Source organism: Mucilaginibacter agri (genome assembly GCF_009928685.1).
Classification (GTDB): Bacteria; Bacteroidota; Bacteroidia; order Sphingobacteriales; family Sphingobacteriaceae; genus Mucilaginibacter; species Mucilaginibacter agri.
Window position 1 is genome coordinate 316,420 of sequence record NZ_WWEO01000041.1, and the last position, 19,265, is coordinate 335,684.

The 19,265-nt window shown below is 42.4% G+C and carries 21 protein-coding genes and 1 tRNA gene; 13 read left to right on the forward strand and 9 right to left on the reverse strand.

All coding sequences use genetic code 11. From position 1 onward, the window contains the following. Positions 1-54 precede the first annotated feature (54 nt). The 3 genes from GSY63_RS08720 to GSY63_RS08730 all read left to right on the forward strand — a co-directional run bounded on the left by GSY63_RS08720 (position 55) and on the right by GSY63_RS08730 (position 3,003). A complete protein-coding gene (locus GSY63_RS08720; RefSeq protein WP_166585405.1) occupies positions 55-1,476 on the forward strand; it encodes a glycogen synthase in 1,422 nt (473 codons plus the stop codon). Then, positions 1,473-2,738 (forward strand): glucose-1-phosphate adenylyltransferase, encoded by a 1,266-nt coding sequence (locus tag GSY63_RS08725; protein ID WP_166585406.1) that lies wholly within the window; start codon positions 1,473-1,475, stop codon positions 2,736-2,738. The genes GSY63_RS08720 and GSY63_RS08725 overlap by 4 nt, the downstream gene beginning before the upstream one ends. A 67-nt stretch (positions 2,739-2,805) precedes the next feature. Continuing rightward, a complete protein-coding gene (locus GSY63_RS08730) occupies positions 2,806-3,003 on the forward strand; it encodes a hypothetical protein (protein ID WP_166585407.1) in 198 nt (65 codons plus the stop codon). A gap of 70 nt (positions 3,004-3,073) precedes the next feature. Here GSY63_RS08730 and GSY63_RS08735 read toward each other — a convergent pair whose 3' ends face one another. The 5 genes from GSY63_RS08735 to GSY63_RS08755 all read right to left on the reverse strand — a co-directional run bounded on the left by GSY63_RS08735 (position 3,074) and on the right by GSY63_RS08755 (position 6,964). Further along, positions 3,074-3,751, reverse strand: coding sequence for a metal-dependent hydrolase (locus GSY63_RS08735; RefSeq protein ID WP_166585408.1), 678 nt, complete (start codon positions 3,749-3,751; stop codon positions 3,074-3,076). Between the two features lie 21 nt (positions 3,752-3,772). Continuing rightward, positions 3,773-4,078 carry a YbaB/EbfC family nucleoid-associated protein gene (locus GSY63_RS08740; RefSeq protein ID WP_166585409.1) on the reverse strand — a complete coding sequence of 102 codons (306 nt, stop codon included), beginning with the start codon at positions 4,076-4,078 and terminating at the stop codon, positions 3,773-3,775. A 118-nt stretch (positions 4,079-4,196) separates the two neighbouring features. Then, entirely contained in the window at positions 4,197-5,414 is a 1,218-nt protein-coding gene (locus tag GSY63_RS08745) for a serine hydrolase domain-containing protein (RefSeq protein ID WP_166585410.1), read from the reverse strand. Positions 5,415-5,649: 235 nt separating this feature from the next. Then, on the reverse strand, positions 5,650-6,111 hold the full coding sequence (locus tag GSY63_RS08750; RefSeq protein ID WP_166585411.1) for a hypothetical protein: 462 nt from the start codon (positions 6,109-6,111) through the stop codon (positions 5,650-5,652). Position 6,112: 1 nt separating this feature from the next. Next, positions 6,113-6,964: a hypothetical protein gene (locus GSY63_RS08755; RefSeq protein WP_166585412.1), complete on the reverse strand. Its 852-nt coding sequence runs from the start codon at positions 6,962-6,964 to the stop codon at positions 6,113-6,115. A gap of 213 nt (positions 6,965-7,177) precedes the next feature. On the opposite strand from GSY63_RS08755, the gene fumC reads away from it, so the two are divergent. The 5 genes from fumC to GSY63_RS08780 all read left to right on the forward strand — a co-directional run bounded on the left by fumC (position 7,178) and on the right by GSY63_RS08780 (position 11,792). Next, positions 7,178-8,575 (forward strand): class II fumarate hydratase, encoded by a 1,398-nt coding sequence (fumC, locus tag GSY63_RS08760; protein WP_166585413.1) that lies wholly within the window; start codon positions 7,178-7,180, stop codon positions 8,573-8,575. Positions 8,576-8,629: 54 nt separating this feature from the next. Then, positions 8,630-9,178: a fumarate hydratase gene (locus tag GSY63_RS08765; RefSeq protein ID WP_166585414.1), complete on the forward strand. Its 549-nt coding sequence runs from the start codon at positions 8,630-8,632 to the stop codon at positions 9,176-9,178. Between the two features lie 2 nt (positions 9,179-9,180). Next, on the forward strand, positions 9,181-9,975 hold the full coding sequence (locus tag GSY63_RS08770; RefSeq protein ID WP_166585415.1) for a S1/P1 nuclease: 795 nt from the start codon (positions 9,181-9,183) through the stop codon (positions 9,973-9,975). 89 nt (positions 9,976-10,064) lie between these two features. After that, positions 10,065-10,502, forward strand: a complete 438-nt coding sequence (locus GSY63_RS08775) for a low molecular weight protein-tyrosine-phosphatase (RefSeq protein WP_166585416.1) — start codon at positions 10,065-10,067, stop codon at positions 10,500-10,502. Between the two features lie 45 nt (positions 10,503-10,547). Then, entirely contained in the window at positions 10,548-11,792 is a 1,245-nt protein-coding gene (locus GSY63_RS08780) for a hypothetical protein (protein WP_166585417.1), read from the forward strand. A 187-nt stretch (positions 11,793-11,979) separates the two neighbouring features. Here GSY63_RS08780 and GSY63_RS08785 read toward each other — a convergent pair whose 3' ends face one another. After that, positions 11,980-12,900, reverse strand: a complete 921-nt coding sequence (locus tag GSY63_RS08785) for a DUF6607 family protein (RefSeq protein WP_166585418.1) — start codon at positions 12,898-12,900, stop codon at positions 11,980-11,982. Between the two features lie 72 nt (positions 12,901-12,972). Continuing rightward, positions 12,973-13,482, reverse strand: a complete 510-nt coding sequence (locus tag GSY63_RS08790) for a GNAT family N-acetyltransferase (protein WP_166585419.1) — start codon at positions 13,480-13,482, stop codon at positions 12,973-12,975. A gap of 197 nt (positions 13,483-13,679) precedes the next feature. On the opposite strand from GSY63_RS08790, the gene hisS reads away from it, so the two are divergent. Continuing rightward, positions 13,680-15,050 carry a histidine--tRNA ligase gene (gene hisS / locus GSY63_RS08795; protein WP_166585420.1) on the forward strand — a complete coding sequence of 457 codons (1,371 nt, stop codon included), beginning with the start codon at positions 13,680-13,682 and terminating at the stop codon, positions 15,048-15,050. Positions 15,051-15,176: 126 nt separating this feature from the next. Here the strand turns inward: hisS and GSY63_RS08800 are convergent, their stop codons facing one another. Beyond that, the gene (locus tag GSY63_RS08800; RefSeq protein ID WP_166585421.1) at positions 15,177-16,157 is read right to left on the reverse strand and encodes an alpha/beta fold hydrolase; all 981 of its coding nucleotides are present in this window, start codon (positions 16,155-16,157) and stop codon (positions 15,177-15,179) included. A gap of 332 nt (positions 16,158-16,489) precedes the next feature. Between GSY63_RS08800 and GSY63_RS08805 the strand changes: the two genes are divergently transcribed. The 4 genes from GSY63_RS08805 (at position 16,490) to GSY63_RS08820 (ending at position 18,568) form a co-directional block, all read left to right on the forward strand. Continuing rightward, positions 16,490-16,837, forward strand: a complete 348-nt coding sequence (locus GSY63_RS08805) for a hypothetical protein (protein ID WP_166585646.1) — start codon at positions 16,490-16,492, stop codon at positions 16,835-16,837. Between the two features lie 2 nt (positions 16,838-16,839). Further along, entirely contained in the window at positions 16,840-17,568 is a 729-nt protein-coding gene (locus GSY63_RS08810; protein WP_166585422.1) for a peptidylprolyl isomerase, read from the forward strand. A 62-nt stretch (positions 17,569-17,630) separates the two neighbouring features. After that, positions 17,631-18,398, forward strand: a complete 768-nt coding sequence (locus GSY63_RS08815; protein WP_166585647.1) for an exodeoxyribonuclease III — start codon at positions 17,631-17,633, stop codon at positions 18,396-18,398. A gap of 97 nt (positions 18,399-18,495) precedes the next feature. Next, a tRNA-Thr gene (locus GSY63_RS08820) sits at positions 18,496-18,568 on the forward strand. Between the two features lie 24 nt (positions 18,569-18,592). On the opposite strand, the gene GSY63_RS08825 is transcribed toward GSY63_RS08820, so the two are convergent. Further along, positions 18,593-19,162 carry a 5-formyltetrahydrofolate cyclo-ligase gene (locus GSY63_RS08825; protein WP_166585423.1) on the reverse strand — a complete coding sequence of 190 codons (570 nt, stop codon included), beginning with the start codon at positions 19,160-19,162 and terminating at the stop codon, positions 18,593-18,595. Positions 19,163-19,265: the final 103 nt, after the last annotated feature.

Consider the following 19,265-nt stretch of genomic DNA (forward strand, 5'->3'; position numbering starts at 1 on the left):
TTGTGGTTGTGTATTGGGTAAATGTTGTTTACCTTAACATCCATATAAGCCGTAATGAGAATTTATCATCTAAGTGCAGAGTGTTATCCTGTTGCTAAAGTTGGCGGGCTGGGAGATGTTGTAGGCGCACTGCCTAAATATCAAAACCAGGCCGGCCTTAATGCGGCGGTTGTATTGCCTTATTACAACCGCAAGTTTGTGCGCGAGCACCAGTTTGATGTGGTGTTCCGGGCGTCTAACTTATTAGGCACTAAACGCTATGAATTCGAGATCTTAAAGGAGCGCGATAATGTGCTGGGCTTCGAGCTATATCTGGTACATATACCCGGGTTGCTCGATCGCGAAGAGGTTTACAGCTATCCCGATGAACGCGAGCAATTTATAGCCTATCAACTGGCCTTTTTAGACTGGATCAACTGGTCGCAGCAAACGCCCGATATTATTCATTGCCACGACCATCATTCGGGTTTAGTGCCGTTTTTGCTGCAGCACTCGGCGCTTTATAAACGCATATCAAAAACTAAAACGGTTTTCACTATCCATAACGGCCAATATCACGGCGCTTTCAGCTGGGACAAGGTTGGCCTGTTGCCAGAAATAGATATGGCGTCCGCGGGTTTGCTGGAGTGGAATAATGCCATAAACCCATTGGCTGCTGCCGTTAAATGCTGCGACAGATATACAACGGTATCGCCAAGCTATCTCTACGAGCTGACCAAACAAAGCAATGGCCTCGAATATTTATTTTACCTCGAAGGCCAGAAAGGCTCGGGCATAATCAACGGTATCGATACCCAGGTTTGGGATCCGGCTACGGATAAAATGATTGCGGCAAACTATTCATTAAAGAAAATAAAGGACAAGGAGAAAAACAAACAGGCGCTTTGTGAGCGTTTTGAGCTTTCTACAGATAAACCCCTGGTAGCTTTCATCGGCAGACTAGTTGGTGAGAAAGGAGCCGACTTGATTGCCGAGGCTTTTGGCAAGAGCGTTAACGAACTCGGCGGGCAAGTAAACTTTTTGGTGTTGGGCACCGGCGAAATAGATATTCAGGACGAGTTGAAGGTCCTGGCCGAAAGGTATCCGGAAAGCTGCAAAGTTTACATCGGTTACGATGAGGAACTTTCGCACCGCATTTACGCAGGGGCAGATTTTCTGCTGATGCCATCGCGTGTTGAGCCCTGCGGGCTTAACCAACTTTATTCGCTACGGTACGGAACCGTGCCGATAGTGCGCAGCACAGGAGGCCTAAAAGATACTGTGATTGATTTTGGTGATGAGAACGGCTACGGCATTCGGTTTAATAACGCCAGTGTTAATGATATTTGTTATTCCGTTGGCCGGGCGCTTTCAGTTTATCAGAACACTGAGCACTTACAATTGTTACGTAAACGGATGATGGCACTTGATTTCTCGTGGAACCAATCGACGAACCAATATATACAACTTTACAAAAGTTTAATACCTAACTTATGATATCCAAAGTAATTAGCATTGTGCTTGGTGGAGGGCAGGGAAGCCGCCTTTCGCCCCTTACGGCAACGCGTTCAAAACCGGCCGTTCCAATAGCAGGAAAATACCGTTTGGTAGATATACCTATCTCCAACTGCCTGCATTCGGGTATCGACCGCATATTCGTATTAACGCAGTTTAATTCGGCTTCGCTTAATAAACACATTAAAAACACCTATCACTTCAGCAGCTTTAGTGAGGCTTTTGTTGATATCCTTGCTGCCGAGCAAACTCCCGCCAGTGCAACCTGGTTTCAGGGCACGGCAGATGCGGTTAGGCAAAGCTTGCACCACTTAACTGTGCATGAGTTTGAGTATGTGTTGATCCTCTCCGGCGACCAATTGTATCAAATGGATTTTGAAGAGATGATTGCCGAGCACATCCAAAAAGGTGCCGACATTACGCTGGCAACCATACCGGTTCACGCAAATGACGTTCCGGGCTTTGGAATCTTAAAAACCGACGAGGATAGTAACGTTACCGCGTTTATCGAGAAGCCTAAAACCAACTTCGAAAGCTGGGCATCGGAGGTGAGTGAAGAAATGGCTGCACAAGGACGTGTATACCTGGCCTCTATGGGTATTTACCTGTTTACCAAAAAAGCGCTTTATGACCTGCTGAACGGTAACGAACACCCGGACTTTGGTAAAGACATCATCCCACAGTCTATCGAAACCCATAAGATGATCAGTTACCAGTTTGAGGGTTACTGGACTGATATCGGTACCATCCCATCGTTTTTCGAAGCGAACCTTGGATTAACTGACGACATTCCGCAGTTTAATTTGTTCGACAAAAACTATATCTACACCCGTGCGCGCATGCTGCCTCCGTCAAAAGTATCAGGAACGCTTCTTGATAAAAGCATTATCTCCGACGGGTGCATTATTAACGCCAAAAGCCTTAGCCGCTGTATTGTGGGTATACGTACCCGTATAGGTGTAGATACCGTTATAGAAAGCTGCTATATAATGGGTGGAGACAATTATCAAACACTGGAACAGATACAGGAAGCCCGCGCTACAGATAAGCCAATAATGGGTATTGGAGATAGGTGTACCATTAAAAATGCCATTATAGATAAAAACTGTTACATCGGCAATGATGTATCAATTAACTGTGGGCCAGAGGTAATACCAGATGGTGATTATGGATTGTACACCGCGCAGGACGGCATTGTTGTGGTGAAAAAAAGGGCCGTTATACCAAACGGCACCGTTATATAATTAAAACAACAGTCATAATTAATTGTAGTATTTGGAACTGATTAGATAACTTTTAAAAACTACATTTATGAAAAAGGTATTGTGTTTTGTTGCCCTTGCGGCCATTTGTTCGGGGAGTGTGTTTGCCCATTCGGCAGATGTTATCGTTAGCCCGAAAACTACTTTAGCACAGGATACTGTGAAAAAGAAGACAAAGACTAAGAACGAGAAAACAAAAACCAAGACAAAAACCAAGAAAGACACTACAAAAACACCAACCATGTAAGTCGGTCTTGATGAAAAAAAAAAGCGCCCCGGATATCCGGGGCGCTTTTTTTATGTAAGGAAAATTATGGTTATAAATCTATCGATTCGCCAATACCCGGTAGCTGAATATTCAGGCCAGCTTTAAGAAACTTTTGACGGGCTTCTTCCAGGTCCAATTTTATTGCCGGGAAGGTATCATAATGTACCCCGATAACATTTTGGCAGTTTACAAATGCTGCGGCTTTAATTGCATCATCAACACCCATGGTGTAGTTATCGCCAATTGGCAAAATAGACCAGTTGATATTATCATCAGCTAACAACTTCATATCATAAGTTAACGCAGTATCACCCGCGAAGTAGATGTTTTTGCCCTCGTTGGTGTACAGCACAAAGCCTGCAGGGTTACCGCCGTAGCTACCATCGGGCATACTGCTGCTGTGAATTGCGTTAACCATTTTAACACGGCCAAATTCGAAAGTAAAGCTACCTCCGATATTCATCCCGTGGGCTTCGATACCTTTTTTACCAAGCCAGCCTGCAATTTCTGCAATACAGATAACCTTGGCACCACTGTTTTTCTGAATCGCTTCCAGGTCGGCAATATGGTCGCCGTGGCCGTGGCTTAACAAAATATAGTCGGGTTTAAGGCTGTTTATGTCGATGTGTTTAGCCAGCTCGTTAGGGGTAATAAACGGATCGAACAATAGCGTTTTGCCACCGGTTTCTAACTGAACCGTTGCATGTCCATAAAAAGTAACTTTCATAAATAGATTGTGTTTAAGATGTTATTTACCAAACATACCGCCAAGGCCGCCAAACATATCTTTGGTCATGGCTGCCATTTCGCTTTGGCTTATGTTATCGGCTTGTTCTAAGGCTTTGTTAAGGGCAACCAGCATCAGTTCTTCAATCTCCTCTCGGTCGGCCTCTTTAAAAAATTCATCGTCAATACTAATGGACTGTATAACTTTATTAGCATTGGCTGTAACCGTAATTTTACCACCCTCGGCGGTACCGGTAACTGTAATAGCATCAAGGCGTTTCTTGGCCTCTCCTGCTTTCTGTTGTGCTTCAAATAATTTGTCGAACATGGCGCGCGTATTAATGATTAAGTTTATAGGATTCTATCAGGGGAGGTAAGTGATTTGGCTTTGATTATAAACAAGTTAGTAAAAAATCAGTTAACAAATCAACTACCCGCCCCGTTTTTTATTGATCTTCGGCCGTATCGCCGTTACCGCTATATGCACTTTTACGCACAATCGGCATGCCAGTCATTTTAAATAAATCGTCCAAATGTAGTAAGCTGCCATTAACCACGTTGCCTAATAAAACAATGGTAATGTCATTTTTCAGATCGCGCAGGTAAATGTGGCGGAAACCATGCCACCAGCCGGTATGGTAAACCACTTGTTCGTTTGGCGCAATAAATAAACGCCAGCCATAACCGTAGTTAAAGTGACCACGAACCATTGGATTACGTGGCGTATATGCCGAGTCCTGGGTGGCTTTAGAGATCAATCGGTTATCGCGCATGGCACGGTCGAAAAGGTACAAATCTTTAACTGTGCTGTAGATCCCCTTGTCGCCAACCGGGCCGTCTAAGAAGTTTTGCGCCACCGAATATTTCCAGCTATTACGATCGTGGCCAACAACATCAACCGGGATTTTATCATAAGTAGCTTTGGAATAAACATCTGTATGCATCATACCAGCCGGTTTAAAGATGTTCTCTTTCATAAATTGGGCATACGGCATACCGCTTACCTTTTCTACGATAGAACCCAGCACCATAAAGTTAGAGTTGTTATACAGGAAACTTTTATCGGGCTTGTTAAATGGCGCAGGTTTGTACTGGGCTATCATATCCATGGCCTGTTGATTAGTAACCCCTTTACGCTGATCGCGGTGTTCGCTGCGGAACACACCATCAATGAAATATACGTAGTTCATCATGCCCGAACGGTGGGTAAGTAACAACTTGATGGTAATGCCCGCGTATGGAAAATTAGGAAAGAAATCGCGCACGTCCTGATCTAACTTCAGCTTGCCGCGTTCCATTAACATCAGTATAGCGGTAGAGGTCAGTGTTTTTGATACCGAGGCCAGCTCAAACCGCGAACCTATTTTCAGGCTATCGCGCGTAAGGTGATTGGCCCAGCCCAAGGCATTTTCATAAATGATTTTACCGTGTTTAGCAACCAGCACGTTGCCATTAAAGGCAGCTTTTTCGTGCAGGTGTTTCATAAATGCATCTATTTGTGGGTCGGCCTTTTTGGGGTCGTATTGTAATAACTTTTGGGTATCGAGCGGGGCTACATTAATTGCCGTGGCAGAAGTAGTAGAGTTATGTTGTTTTGATGAACAAGATGCTAACAGAATAACAGAACAAAGGGCCGAAAAAAACTTGAAGGGTGCTAAACTCATTGAAAAAAATACTATCGCTTTAATTAACGCGAAAGTCAGAAAATATACATGAGTTGAAAAGGAAAGTTTTAAATATTTTATTTAAAAAGAAAATGGAGTGCGGGTGCTAGCTAAAACTTATGCATGGCCCGTCTCAATGTCGCCTTTCAATATTTTAATTCGGCAACGATAATGTAGTTCAGAATTATAGAAGTGCCTCAGATACTCCATCTCCATGGATCTGGTATCTAATTGCTTAGGAATCATCTTTTGACTTAGTTGCAATTGCTTGGAAGATGTTTATTATCGCGATCCCAGTATCGCAAAGAATATAAATGTTGTAAAATAGGATGGATATCAATAGACTGTCTGTAAAAAATTGAAAATATTCTTTATTCAAGTCAGAAAGTCTTTTGCTTGAGTTTATAGTAAGCAAAACAATCGCAATTCCAACCATTGAAACTTGTTCAAGTATCGATTTTTTTAATTCTTTGAAAGTCGAAGTGAAGTCGAGTTCGTCGAATGTGTTACTTAAATCAGTTAATTTACCCAAGATCACTCCCCTTACAGCAGAGGTAATGGCTACTAATGTAATTGTCAAGGTTATAATTTGAGCATGTAAGAAGTTTGCTAAGAAGTCACTCTGTAACAAAACACAGCAATAATTAACTAAAAAACCAATAGCTATAAAGAGACCGATGGGTTTAAACACATTCATTTTATTCAAATAATTTTTCCCAAGTATCTAAGAGTTTTTGTTGATGGAGCGTTTCAAACTCGATGGATTCTATATAGGTTTCTTTTATCATATTCTTCGTGCTAACTGTTTTTTTAACTCCCTTAATTTTCATTTTAATACCATCTCCTCCGCCTTCATTTGTATATTCTACTAAACTATTAAGTTGTTTATTCTCTGGATTTATTTTCTCCAAAACCCCATTTTCTGGCGCCTTAAGTTTTATAGTGGTTTTATGACTATTGGTAATATCAACAAGTTGCTTGAGGGGAGCAGTTAAGGATTTAGATATATTGGCTAGGTTTGGTTTAACAATTTCAAAATCTAATCGTTCAATATTTTTCTCGTATTTTTTAATGTAATCCCAAAATTCACCCTTGTCAACTACTGGTTCGATATGTATGGTTAAGGAAAATTGATATAGTTGGGCACTAAATGCAACTTCTAAAATATTACGAACCGCGCTGGTGTCATAGAAAGCAATTTTATTATCTTCAATAAGTATTTTCTGTATTTCAGAGTTGTTGTTTATAATTATATACGTAAATGGCTGATTTTCGACATCTACTTTTTTAAAGTCCTTATATAGTGTTGTCTTTCTATCAACACCTAATTTTAGAATATAAATGTTATCTTGATTGTAATTTATCTCAATAGGTAATTGTGATGAACGAGCTTTTAAGGACTGACTTCCGACAAGTATTCTTTCGAATAATTCGTTTTTTTGAATTTTAAGTTCGTCTAAAGTTAACTCATTTCCAAAAATTGATAATTGTTCAGATTTAATAGGCACCAAATGATACCTGTACATTTTAAAAGGAACTTTTTTGCTCATAAGGTTTGGGGTTTTTAAACAGTGAAATGTATAATTTAAAATTTTAATTGCCAATAGAAAGGCTAATATTATTAGATCCTCAATATCATTAATTAGTCCTGAATTGGAAGTCAACATAATCTGTAAGATAAAAACTCATGTAATAAATCGGATATTAAGCTGTTCTTTCTAGCCTCGAATACATAACTTTGCCGCTGCAAAAATCTATCAGTCATGAGTTTCAGAATTGAACACGATACCATGGGCGAGGTACAGGTACCTGCCGATAAATACTGGGGCGCACAAACAGAGCGCTCTCGCAACAACTTTAAAATTGGTCCTGCGGCCTCTATGCCAAAGGAGATTATTGAAGCTTTTGCTTTTCTTAAAAAAGCAGCAGCCTATACCAATACCGATTTGGGCGTATTGCCTGCCGAAAAACGCGATCTGATTGGCGCCGTTTGCGACGAAATCTTAACCGGCGCGTTGGATGCGGAGTTCCCATTGGTTATCTGGCAAACAGGCTCGGGTACCCAATCAAACATGAATGTTAACGAGGTTGTTGCCAACCGCGCACATGTATTACAAGGCAACAAACTGGGCGAAGGCAAAACCTTTATCCACCCCAATGATGATGTTAACAAATCGCAATCATCAAATGATACCTACCCTACTGCTATGCACATTGCGGCATACAAAGTGGTGATGGAAACTACTATCCCAGGTGTTGAAAAACTGCGCGATGCATTGCAGGCAAAATCTGATGCATTTAAAAACGTAGTTAAAATTGGCCGTACCCACTTAATGGATGCTACGCCGTTAACCCTGGGTCAGGAGTTTTCGGGCTATGTTTCTCAATTGAACCACGGCTTAAAGGCGTTAAAGAACACCCTAGAACACCTGAGCGAGCTTGCTCTTGGTGGTACTGCGGTTGGTACCGGTATCAATACCCCTAAAGGTTATGATGTTAAGGTTGCAGAATACATTGCTCAATTTACAGGCTTACCTTTTGTAACTGCCGAAAATAAATTTGAAGCGCTTGCTGCACACGATGCTATTGTGGAAACCCACGGAGCATTAAAGCAAATTGCAGTTTCTTTGATGAAGATTGCTAACGACATCCGTATGCTGGCATCTGGTCCGCGTTCGGGTATTGGCGAAATCCATATTCCGGATAACGAGCCTGGATCATCTATTATGCCGGGTAAAGTTAACCCTACTCAAAACGAAGCTGTAACCATGGTTGCTGCACAGGTTATGGGTAACGATGTGGCTATCTCTATCGGTGGCTCAAACGGGCACTACGAACTAAACGTATTTAAACCGGTAATGGCAGCTAATTTCCTGCAATCGGCACGTTTAATTGGCGATGCTTGTGTGTCTTTCACCGACCATTGTGCCGTTGGTATTGAGCCGAACTACGAGGGTATTAAAAAACACCTCGAAAACTCGTTAATGCTGGTAACTGCGCTTAACCCACACATCGGTTACGAAAATGCAGCTAAAATTGCTAAAACAGCATTAAAAGAAGGTCTGTCTCTACGCGAAGCGGCTATTGGCCTTGGATTGCTTACCAACGAGCAGTTTGACCAATGGGTACGCCCGGAAGATATGATCGGAAGTTTAAAATAAAACGGCGAAAGCCTCACCCTAAATCCCTCTCCGCAGGAGAGGGACTTTTGTTTTATGTGTAATCGTTTTAAAGTCTTTCGTCCTTTTTCTATTTTCCTTTCATCTTCGAAGGCTTCTATATCGCTACTTGCTACTTTGGGCCTGCTACTTCCCTCTTGTACTTTCAACCCGCCTCTTCAAGGTAAGGGCGTAGAGGAATTGCAGGGCGAATGGCAGCAGGACACATCGGCTATACAGCAAAAGCTGGTTAACTATTCGTTGTACCGTTATAAGTTTGACTGCGATTCGTTTTTTGTACAGATACAAACTCACAGCAAAGTAAACTACGGCGACGATACGTGTATGCGCGCTGGCCACTGGACAGAGTATGCCAAAGGAGGCTACAAATTAAGGCACGATACGCTGCGCCTAACCGGCTTGTTTTGCAATGCCGATTTCTCTTACAAAGATCCGGGTGGTTGTTTCCGTTCGGGCAATTACGAAGAGCACTTTAAGATACTGAAGAAAACAGATTCGCTTTACCAGTTTACCATCACATCGGGCATTGTTCCGTTTAACGTGCGGTTGAAGAAAAAAATTACTTGTTCCCCTAAAGCATTATAATTATGAAAATTAGCTTTTTAAAAAAATTAATATTGGGCGCAGCAATGCTGTATGTGCCTGCGCAAACCATGGCATGGGGCACGCAAGGCCACCGCATTGCGGGCCAGATTGCCGATAGCTATCTAAGCCCTAAAGCACGTAAAGCCGTGCAGGATATTTTAGGCAATGAGTCTGTTGCCATTACCAGCAACTGGGCCGATTTCATTAAGTCGGATCCTGCGTATAACTATTTGTATAACTGGCATTTTGTAGATTTTGATAAGTTATACACCTACAACGAAATGGTTGACTTTTTGAACAACGACAAAGGTACTGATGCTTATACCAAGCTGCAGTTTTTGATCGGTGAGTTGAAAAAGAAAGACCTGAGCAAAGAAAACAAATTGCTATACCTGCGTATGGTAATCCACATTGTAGAAGACATACACCAACCACTGCATACCGGCCACACCACAGATAAGGGTGGTAACGATATTAAAGTGAACTGGTTTAGCGAGCCCTCAAACCTGCACTCGGTTTGGGATAGCAAGCTGATTGATTTTCAGCAATTGAGCTACACCGAATACGCTACAATGATTAACCATACCACCGCAGCACAGCGTGCCGACTGGCAAAAAGAGCCGATAAGCAAGTGGATCTATGACTCGAGCGTATTGGCGGATAAAGTTTACAGCGACGTTAAACCCGATGAAACATTAAACTACAAGTACAACTTTAAGTATATAAGCACGGTTAACGAGCAGCTGCTTAAAGCAGGCGTACACTTAGCGGGTTTATTGAATCAGATATTTTCTTAATGTGCAGATATGCAGATGTGCAAATATGAGATGCCTTAATCTGTAATCATTTGCACATCTGCACATCCGCTCACTTGCACATCTAAAATATGAAGATTTTAATGGTTTGCCTGGGTAATATATGCCGCTCGCCGCTGGCGGAGGGTATTATGCAGCACCTGGTCAATGAGCAGCATTTAAACTGGGAAATAGACTCGGCCGGTACAGGTAACTGGCATGTGGGCGAAGGTCCCGACCGTCGCTCTACCCGCGTTGCCCGCGAACGCGGTGTTGATATCAGCAAGCAGGTTTGTCGCCAGTTTAAAGTGTCAGATTTTGAAGAATTTGATAGGATCTTTGTTATGGACAGAAATAACCTGGCCGATGTGCTGGCTCTGGCGCCCAGCCAACAGGCAGCTCAGAAAGTTAAGCTGTTAATGGGCGATAAAGAGGTTCCTGATCCTTATTATGACGACACTCAGTTTGAGCCTGTTTTCGATATGGTTGAAGAGGCTTGCAAAGAGATCATTAAAGAATTAAATACATAATTATATACCCCAGAACTAAATCCTTACCTAATATTATCACAATTAATGAAATACTTTTACCTGTTGCTACTTTGCAGCTTAATTCCTGCTGCTGTTTTTTCTCAAACCAATTTTCAACCCGGCTATATTATCAATTCTACAGGTGATACCACCAGAGGGCTTATTGACAACAGAGAATGGAACATTACACCCAATGTTATTGCGTTTAAAAATGCAAAAGTCGGGAGTACAATAACCCGTTATAAACCAACAGAGATAAGAGGGTTTAATATTAATGACAAGGAGATATATCAGACCTATAAAGGATACATCTCAATGGGCAGAACCCAAGGTACCCAGTTATCATATGGTATAGATACCACAAGCCAAAAGGGAACTGTGTTTCTTAAAATAATAGCTGACGGGCCACATGTAAAACTATACGAATACGTTGACGATATTAAGGCAAGATACTTTATACAGGAGCAGGAGCAACAGCCAACGGAGTTAAAATATAATGTGTTTTATAGCAATACAGCCGAGGATAACCGTATAGTAAATACAGAAATATATAAAGGCCAGCTTTTGTTACTGGCAAAAAAATATCAGCCGGACAATGGCACACTCTTAAAAAGCCTGGCTATTGCAGAATACAATAAGCCGAAATTAACGGCTATTATTAATATGATTAATAATAAGAAGGGAGAGGCGAAACCCTCAGCACTATCAAACTTTAGGGTTTTTGCAGGCTTAGGAGCGAGCAGTACTCAAGGTACATTTAAACAAAACGGCCAATTTGAAACATCGGGGCTTAAAAACTCAATTGAACCGGTAATTAGTGCCGGTATCGACTTTTTAATTAAGCCTCAATCACAAAGATTTATCGTACGGACGGAGTTGCTTTTGTCTTGGTCGAAATTTGATTTTGAAGCGGGGCACGTGGGGCTTATAAATAATCTGACTGCATCTGTAAGCCAAAGAAATGTTACTATAGCTCCCCAAGTAATTTATAATTTTTATAATACACAGAGTTTTAAAATACATGTTGGTGCCGGGATTGGCATTAATGTGTCGTCGTATACTACCAGCAAAACAGAAACTATAGATACCTACACCCAAACTTATGATCATCCGTTTAAGTTTGATTCGAACTGGATTAACATACCTGTCGAGGTTGGCGTGGTATTAAATAAACGTGTTGAAATATTAGCCAGATACCTGTTTCCGGCCGATAACACGGACGGCGATTATAGTATAAAAGTGAAATCCCTTATGATAGGAGCACATTTGCTTTTGGGTAAACAGCATTAAATAAGGCACGGTCGAGAACCTAATTGATTTGTCATTCTGACGAAGGAAGAATCTTCTACGTTATTCATGTCATGTTAAATGAGATGTTTCGTTATCGCTCAATATGACAAAATTAGAAGAGCGGATGACTGCCATCCGCTCTTCTAATTTTATCCCGATTCCTGATTCTCGACTCTTGCGTCTCTTCTTAAGAATTGCTGATCAAATAACTATCAATTACTTTCCTCACTTCGACCTTATTTTTGACACTGTCCCATTTCTCTTTTACAGATTGGTCGCCCAGATCGAAGAGGTGTTCAAATAATACCTTGCCATCTTTTTTACCCGCTATTTTAACAACCGGGTTGCTGGCGTAAACCGCGTCCCAAACGAGGCGAACATCGTCCCAATAGTTTTTCTGTTGTTTCCACCATTGCTCGGCGTAGGCAAATTTGCTTTCATCGGCTTTGGTAAATTCTTCATATCCTTTTTCCTGGGCCAGCAATTTATCGCCTGATGCAGAACGGACGATCTTTTTATTGTCTTGCTCAAACATCCAGCCATCTTTAGTTAAATAAATGCGGTTGCCACGACGTAGTACATTGTAATCGCTACGTTTGGTAAACTCGCGGCGAGGCAGCGGCGAATCGGTTTCGCTTTGCCATTGATGACGGCCATCCACATGCACCCAGGTGCCGATACTTTCGTAACGAGGGCTATCATCAACCTGGTAAACACGCTGTATCCACTTGCCTTTTAGATCGGCTACCGATAGTTTAACCTTTTTCCATGTATTATCATGGTCGAAACTTAACAGGGTTTGGTCTTCATAAACCCAATCTTCACGCCAGTGTTTAATAACGGTACTGTCGCCAACAACCAAAAGGTGCTGGATCACGATCTTTTTAGGAGAGTCTTCGGCAATTACCGCCCACTCGTATCCCCATGAGTTATAACGCGGGTGAAATTTATAAGCAGTATCTGGCGCAAAGGTTTCGGCGTAGTTAAAGGTAACTTTGTAAAAGCCTGCCAGTGCTTCTATGGCCTTTCGGTCTTGTTCAAATTTAGATTGCGCGTTTACACTGCCGGTAAAGACGGCAGCAATAAACAGTAGTAATAGTTTCTTCATTTCCCTTGTTTAGATTGATTCTAAACACAAAGCAACGAATAAAAATTTAATTATCAATGGCTTGGGTGTTCGCTATTGATCTGCCCGGTTAATCAGATAGAGCGGATTATTCTTTTCCCACAAGAAAACCGTTTCGGTACTGGTAAAGCCGGCTTTCTCTAAAACACGTTGCGAAGCCATATTCTCCGGATTGGTGATGGCGCAAATTTCTGGCAGGTCCTGGTCGTAAAGGCCATAATTTACCAGAGCTTTTACCAATTCGGTTGCGTAACCTTTATTCCAATATTCGTAGTGAAAACTGTATCCCAACTCTATCCCGTTTAAACCGGGGCGGGCTTCGAGTAACATGCAGAGACCAATAAAATCACCGGTTTCAACATCAAATATTCCCCATCGGCCAAATTCTGGTATAACCAGGTAATCGATCATCATTTGTTCAAACAACTCGCGGTTTTGTTCGGGTGTGCGGGGAGTTATAAAACGCATTACCTCCGGGTCTTCGCTAATGCCAATAAATAAAGGCCATTCACTTTCGGCAAACTGGCGTATTCGGAGGCGAGGCGTTGTCAGGATGGTTTTCATTGTTCGTATTCTAATTTATCATAGCGGCAAAATATCATCCATTACCAACGGACTGCCAGGTGCATAAGTAGTAGGTTTCCTTATTAAATGAACGCAACGTTACTGCTAATATTACTGTTATTTCGGAAGGGGTATGAGCCGACGCAGCTATATGAAACATTTACGCGATTAATATATCAATTTTTTACCTTTGCCGCATGGCTGCTATTAAACCATCTGTACCTAAAGGAACCCGCGACTTCTCGCCCGCCGAAATGGTGAAGCGTAATTATATTTTCGATACCATTAAAAGTGTGTTCCGAAAATACGGGTATCAGCAGATAGAAACCCCTACTATGGAGAACTTATCAACCCTTACCGGCAAGTATGGCGATGAGGGTGATAAACTGATTTTTAAGGTTTTAAATAGCGGCGATTATTTAGCTAAAGCTAATGAGCAGGCCCTCACAACCCGAAACTCAAACCTCGCAACTTCAAGTATATCCGAAAAAGCCCTTCGCTATGATCTTACTGTGCCATTTGCCCGTTATGTGGTGATGCACCAGAACGAGATCACAATGCCCTTTAAGCGTTTCCAGGTGCAGCCGGTTTGGCGTGCCGACCGCCCACAGAAAGGCCGTTACCGCGAGTTTTACCAGTGCGATGCCGACGTGGTGGGTTCTGATTCGTTATTGAACGAGGCCGAATTTATCATGATCTATGACGAAGCACTATCAAACCTTGGCTTAAAGGATTTTACCATCAAGATCAATAACCGTAAGATATTATCGGGCATAGCCGAAATTATAGGTAAGCCAGAACTGATTATCGACATGACGGTTGCCATTGATAAGCTCGATAAGATTGGCCTTAATGGTGTGGTAAATGAATTAATGGAAAAAGGCTTTACCCGCGAAGACATCGACAAGCTGGAACCAATTATTTTGCTGGAAGGCACGAACTACGATAAGCTGCACAAGCTAAGGCATATACTGGCATCATCAGAAACAGGACTGAAAGGTTGCCACGAGCTGGAAGAGATTTTCGAATACATTAATAACATTAAACTGCACCGCGCTACATTAGAGCTGGACATTACCCTGGCTCGCGGTTTAAATTACTATACAGGTTCCATCTTCGAGGTGAAAACCAACGAGGCGGCGATGGGAAGCATCGGCGGTGGCGGCCGTTATGATGACCTTACCGGCATGTTTGGCCTGAAAGGATTAACCGGAGCAGGTATCTCTTTCGGAGCAGACCGTATTTATGATGTGTTGCAGGAATTGGAGCTATTCCCCGAAGGCAGTAACCAAACCACCAAAGTGCTAATCTGCACGTTCGATAAAGGCGGCGAAGTTTATGCCCTACCCCTTTTACAGCAATTGCGGGCCGAAGGTGTTAACACCGAGCTTTACCCATCGGGCACCAAGATTAAAAAGCAGTTTGATTATGCTAACAACAAAAACGTACCCTACGTAATTGTCATAGGCAGCGATGAGATAGAAAGCGGCCACCTCACCTTCAAAAATATGACCACCGGTGAGCAGGAAAAATTAACGGTGAATCAGATTTTGGCTAAGGTTAAATAGGAAGCTTTTTTGTTATATTGATGTCATTGCGAGGAGTGTAACGACGTGGCAACCTCGTAGCTATGTAGATCCACCAGGAATAACTACTAGATTGCCGCGCTATCGCTCGCAATGACACATTGAGAATTAAATATTCTCCACCAACGCCTTCAAAAACAACTGGGGCACCTCTATATGCGGTATATGCCCGCAGTTATCAAACTCAATTAGCTTACAGCCAGGAATCTTTTTAGCCGTTTCGGGGCCAAGAATTTTGTATTGACCGTGTTTGGCTTTTTCTTCGTCGGTTAGCAGCGCTTTGCCAACAATGGTTTTATCTTCTTTACCGATAAACAGTACAGTCGGCACTTTAATGCGGCCAAACTCATAACAAACCGGTTGCTCGTAGATCATCTCGAAGGTCATGGCGGCTACCTTGGCATAACGCGGGAAATTAGTGCTCTTGTTTACGTTGGCTCCTATCTTAACCAGGTAATCGTACTCGGGTTTCCATTGGGTAAAATAAGAGGTTGCGTAGTATTTCTTCACACTCTCGAAGGTGGCTTTCAGTTCGGTTTTGTAATCGTCTTCGGCAGACTGGTAGGGTACAAAAGTGCGGTAATCTTCCAGACCGATAGGGTCCTCCAATAATAGTTTCTCCACCCTGTTTGGGTACATTAAAGAAAACCGTGTAGCCAGCATACCCCCCATGGAGTGGCCCATAATGGTAACTTTGCCAATACCCAGGCTATCTAACAACATTTTATTGTTGCGTGCAAGGCTATGGAAGCTGTAGTGGATATAGGCTTTATCCGATTTGCCGAAGCCCACCTGATCGGGTACGATCACACGGAAACCTCTTGCAGTTAAGGTTTTGATCACATTCGTCCAGTAATAACCTCCAAAGTTTTTTCCATGGAAAAGGATTATTGAACGACCATTGGGCGTAGTGGGTTTAACGTCCATGTATGCCATCCGGATGTGTTGGCCATCCTGTTGCAGATGAAGAAATTTTACCGGGTATGGATAGCTTACGTTACTAAGGTTGATGGAAATGGTATCAGGCTGGGCCATGGCGACACTTCCGCCTAAAAATAATAGTGTTAAAAAGATAAATAGACTGCGCATTATTTACATACATGTGTGCGCTTTAAAAGTTTATAGAAGATGACCCCTACGAAGCTCATTTTAACTTAAAATGCTGACAAAAACTGTGTTAAAAAGACTTAAAAGTCTGCAAAAGTGGTGCACAGTCTAATTTTGCAATCAACCCATAACTTTTCAAGTAATTAAATATCAGATTGTTAAATTAAATAAATTGCGAAAATGACTTTTAAGTAGGAACACAGTGGTGCATGTGGAACTTTGCACCACGCACCACCCTGTTTGCATATATTTTACATTTCAGCAACTTAATTAACCGCCCGGATAGTCGCACCAATAAGTTAAATTTGCAGGCTATGACACCAGCTGAAACCAATAAAAGATGGGCCGAACTGCAAAAGTACATTTCGGAAGAGTTTGATACCGATGTACCCGATATTAAGGTAATGCTTTTTTTGATCGGGGTGCAGGAGCTGGGTAAGGGGCCAAAGAAATTCAGCAAACGCCAAAAGGAAGAACTGATGCATATTGCCACCTGCAAACTGCTTAGCAAAATGGGTTTTTACGAACTGGAAGCCCTGGATCAGGACGGCTGGCCGCACTGGAAACTGGTTGGCAAAGTACCTAACTATACCCTGCTGGAGCAGGAAATGTTGATGAAATCGTTAATAATTGATTATTTTGATGAACTCGAAATTAATTAATTATGAAGAAACACTTACTCCTTTTTTCACTACTTCTTATTGCATTTGGAAGCTTTGCTAAAGGCCCTAAGAATCAATATGTACGTATCTCAACCAGCTACGGAGAGGTGATTATCCGCTTATATAACGAAACGCCCCAGCACCGCGATAACTTTATTAAACTGGCTAAAGAAGGATTTTATAACGGCACATTGTTTCACCGCGTGATTCAGAATTTTATGATCCAAGGTGGGGACCCCGATTCTAAGACCGCCAAACCAGGCCAGGAACTGGGTAATGGTGATTTAAAATATACTATACCTGCTGAGTTTAAAGACAGCTTATTCCACAAACGCGGTGTACTTGCTGCAGCTCGCGACGATAACCCGGCAAAAGCCTCGAGCGCATGCCAATTTTATATTGTAGAAGGCAAACGCTGGACCGACGGTAAATTGGATACTCTTGAGCAAACCCGTTTAAAAGGTCGCAAAATTCCAACATGGGAGCGCGAGTGGTATAAAACCGTGGGCGGTGTGCCCCATCTGGATCAAAACTACACCGTGTATGGAGAAGTGGTAAGCGGCTTAGATATGGTAGACCGTATCGCCGCTGTAAAAAAGGATGCCAAAGATCGCCCTGTTGAAGATGTACCCATGACGGTTACCCTACTCAGCAAAAAAGAATGCGAACAGCTGGATAAGCTGATTGCACCATCGTTGTCTTTACCGCAGTCTGAAGTGGCAGTTAAATAGATTTTAAAATATTACAAGTGAAAGAAACCACCCTCTTTTCTCGAGAGGGCTGGGGAGAGGTTATGAAAATCATTACTTATAACGTTAACGGCATTCGTTCTGCCATTTCTAAAAACTGGCTGGCCTGGTTACAGGCTACCGATGCTGATGTGGTTTGCCTGCAAGAAATTAAAGCTACACCCGATGTATTAACCGATTTGCACTTGGTTGAGGATTTAGGTTACCAGCACTACTGGTACCCTGCCGAAAAGAAAGGCTATGCAGGCACAGCCATATTTACCAAACGTACGCCAAAACATGTGGAGTATGGTTGTGGTATTAGCGATTTTGACCGTGAGGGCCGCTGCATCAGGGTTGATTTTGAGGAGCTTTCAGTAATGAGTGTTTACTTTCCATCGGGATCGAGCGGCGATGAGCGCCAGGTGTTCAAATACCGTTTCCTGGATGAGTTTGGCGCTTACCTAAGCGAACTGAAATTGGCCTATCCTAAATTGGTGGTTTGCGGCGACTACAATATTTGCCATAAAGCCATTGACATTCATAACCCGAAATCAAACGCTAACTCATCGGGCTTTTTGCCGGAGGAGCGCGCCTGGATGGATGGTTTTGTGGAGTCGGGCTTTGTTGATACGTTTCGCCATTTAAACAAAGAGCCGCACAATTACAGCTGGTGGAGTTTTAGGGCGGGTGCACGTGGCAAGAACCTGGGCTGGCGTATCGATTATAATATGGTAACTACGGCGCTCGAACCACATATTAAGCGAGCGGCCATTTTACCCGAAGCCAAACACTCCGATCATTGCCCGGTACTTTTAGAACTCGATTTATAATCTGATATTTTGAAAAATTAAGATTTTTTATATTTTTGCGCTCCCGTTGGTTTGAACCGCTTCCAGGTGATGACTGGCGGGATTTATAAAATTAGAAGCCTCCTTAGCTCAGCTGGTAGAGCAACTGACTTGTAATCAGTAGGTCATTGGTTCGATCCCGATAGGAGGCTCTTTTTTTTCTCCCTTAAACAAGCTTAAAATTTATAGACCTTATTTGGCGTAATGCAAACTTGCAAAGCTTTGTCGTACTTGTCGATGTCATCAATAGTATCAACCGGTTCGAAAAAAGATAAGCCAATAAGTTTCACATCTTGCCGGCATAGTGTGATAAAGCGGTCGTAAAAGCCTTTTCCGTAACCTACCCTATAGCCTTGTTTATCAAATGCCAATAGCGGAACCAGGATCATATCTATCTCCTCAGACTCAACTTGATTACCGCTAACAGGTTCGGGAATATTAAAACCGCTGTTCTCTAATACTAAATCGGCATCGTCGATAAAGCTTTGCATGGTGCAGTGGGCGAAGTTGGTTTTGGGGTATACTATCTTAATCTCGGGGTGATTATTTTTTAGCCAATTGATAATCAGTGTTGTGTCAGGCTCACGTCGTTTATGAATAGGTAGAAAAGCATGGATGCATTTAATTGCGGTAAGGTCAAGTTGTTGAAATTGCTGCAACAGTTTTTGGGACATCCCGACGTACTCTACTTGAGAAAGCTGGGTACGCTTTTCTATGAATTGTTTACGGAGTTCCTGCTTTGTCATAAACTTATTGAATCCGTCATTGCTAGGTACGAAGCAATCACCAACTTGCAGAGGGGATAAGCATATAGGGGGCTTCGAGGGCCTCAGCCTGACATATCGTATC

Bases quoted from the DNA above. Each gene is read 5' to 3' on its own strand.
- GSY63_RS08720 (WP_166585405.1), top strand. From the start codon at position 55: ATGAGAATTTATCATCTAAGTGCAGAGTGTTATCCTGTTGCTAAAGTT.
- GSY63_RS08725 (WP_166585406.1), top strand. From the start codon at position 1,473: ATGATATCCAAAGTAATTAGCATTGTGCTTGGTGGAGGGCAGGGAAGC.
- GSY63_RS08730 (WP_166585407.1), top strand. From the start codon at position 2,806: ATGAAAAAGGTATTGTGTTTTGTTGCCCTTGCGGCCATTTGTTCGGGG.
- GSY63_RS08735 (WP_166585408.1), bottom strand. From the start codon at position 3,751: ATGAAAGTTACTTTTTATGGACATGCAACGGTTCAGTTAGAAACCGGT.
- GSY63_RS08740 (WP_166585409.1), bottom strand. From the start codon at position 4,078: ATGTTCGACAAATTATTTGAAGCACAACAGAAAGCAGGAGAGGCCAAG.
- GSY63_RS08745 (WP_166585410.1), bottom strand. From the start codon at position 5,414: ATGAGTTTAGCACCCTTCAAGTTTTTTTCGGCCCTTTGTTCTGTTATT.
- GSY63_RS08750 (WP_166585411.1), bottom strand. From the start codon at position 6,111: ATGAATGTGTTTAAACCCATCGGTCTCTTTATAGCTATTGGTTTTTTA.
- GSY63_RS08755 (WP_166585412.1), bottom strand. From the start codon at position 6,964: ATGAGCAAAAAAGTTCCTTTTAAAATGTACAGGTATCATTTGGTGCCT.
- fumC (WP_166585413.1), top strand. From the start codon at position 7,178: ATGAGTTTCAGAATTGAACACGATACCATGGGCGAGGTACAGGTACCT.
- GSY63_RS08765 (WP_166585414.1), top strand. From the start codon at position 8,630: ATGTGTAATCGTTTTAAAGTCTTTCGTCCTTTTTCTATTTTCCTTTCA.
- GSY63_RS08770 (WP_166585415.1), top strand. From the start codon at position 9,181: ATGAAAATTAGCTTTTTAAAAAAATTAATATTGGGCGCAGCAATGCTG.
- GSY63_RS08775 (WP_166585416.1), top strand. From the start codon at position 10,065: ATGAAGATTTTAATGGTTTGCCTGGGTAATATATGCCGCTCGCCGCTG.
- GSY63_RS08780 (WP_166585417.1), top strand. From the start codon at position 10,548: ATGAAATACTTTTACCTGTTGCTACTTTGCAGCTTAATTCCTGCTGCT.
- GSY63_RS08785 (WP_166585418.1), bottom strand. From the start codon at position 12,900: ATGAAGAAACTATTACTACTGTTTATTGCTGCCGTCTTTACCGGCAGT.
- GSY63_RS08790 (WP_166585419.1), bottom strand. From the start codon at position 13,482: ATGAAAACCATCCTGACAACGCCTCGCCTCCGAATACGCCAGTTTGCC.
- hisS (WP_166585420.1), top strand. From the start codon at position 13,680: ATGGCTGCTATTAAACCATCTGTACCTAAAGGAACCCGCGACTTCTCG.
- GSY63_RS08800 (WP_166585421.1), bottom strand. From the start codon at position 16,157: ATGCGCAGTCTATTTATCTTTTTAACACTATTATTTTTAGGCGGAAGT.
- GSY63_RS08805 (WP_166585646.1), top strand. From the start codon at position 16,490: ATGACACCAGCTGAAACCAATAAAAGATGGGCCGAACTGCAAAAGTAC.
- GSY63_RS08810 (WP_166585422.1), top strand. From the start codon at position 16,840: ATGAAGAAACACTTACTCCTTTTTTCACTACTTCTTATTGCATTTGGA.
- GSY63_RS08815 (WP_166585647.1), top strand. From the start codon at position 17,631: ATGAAAATCATTACTTATAACGTTAACGGCATTCGTTCTGCCATTTCT.
- GSY63_RS08825 (WP_166585423.1), bottom strand. From the start codon at position 19,162: ATGACAAAGCAGGAACTCCGTAAACAATTCATAGAAAAGCGTACCCAG.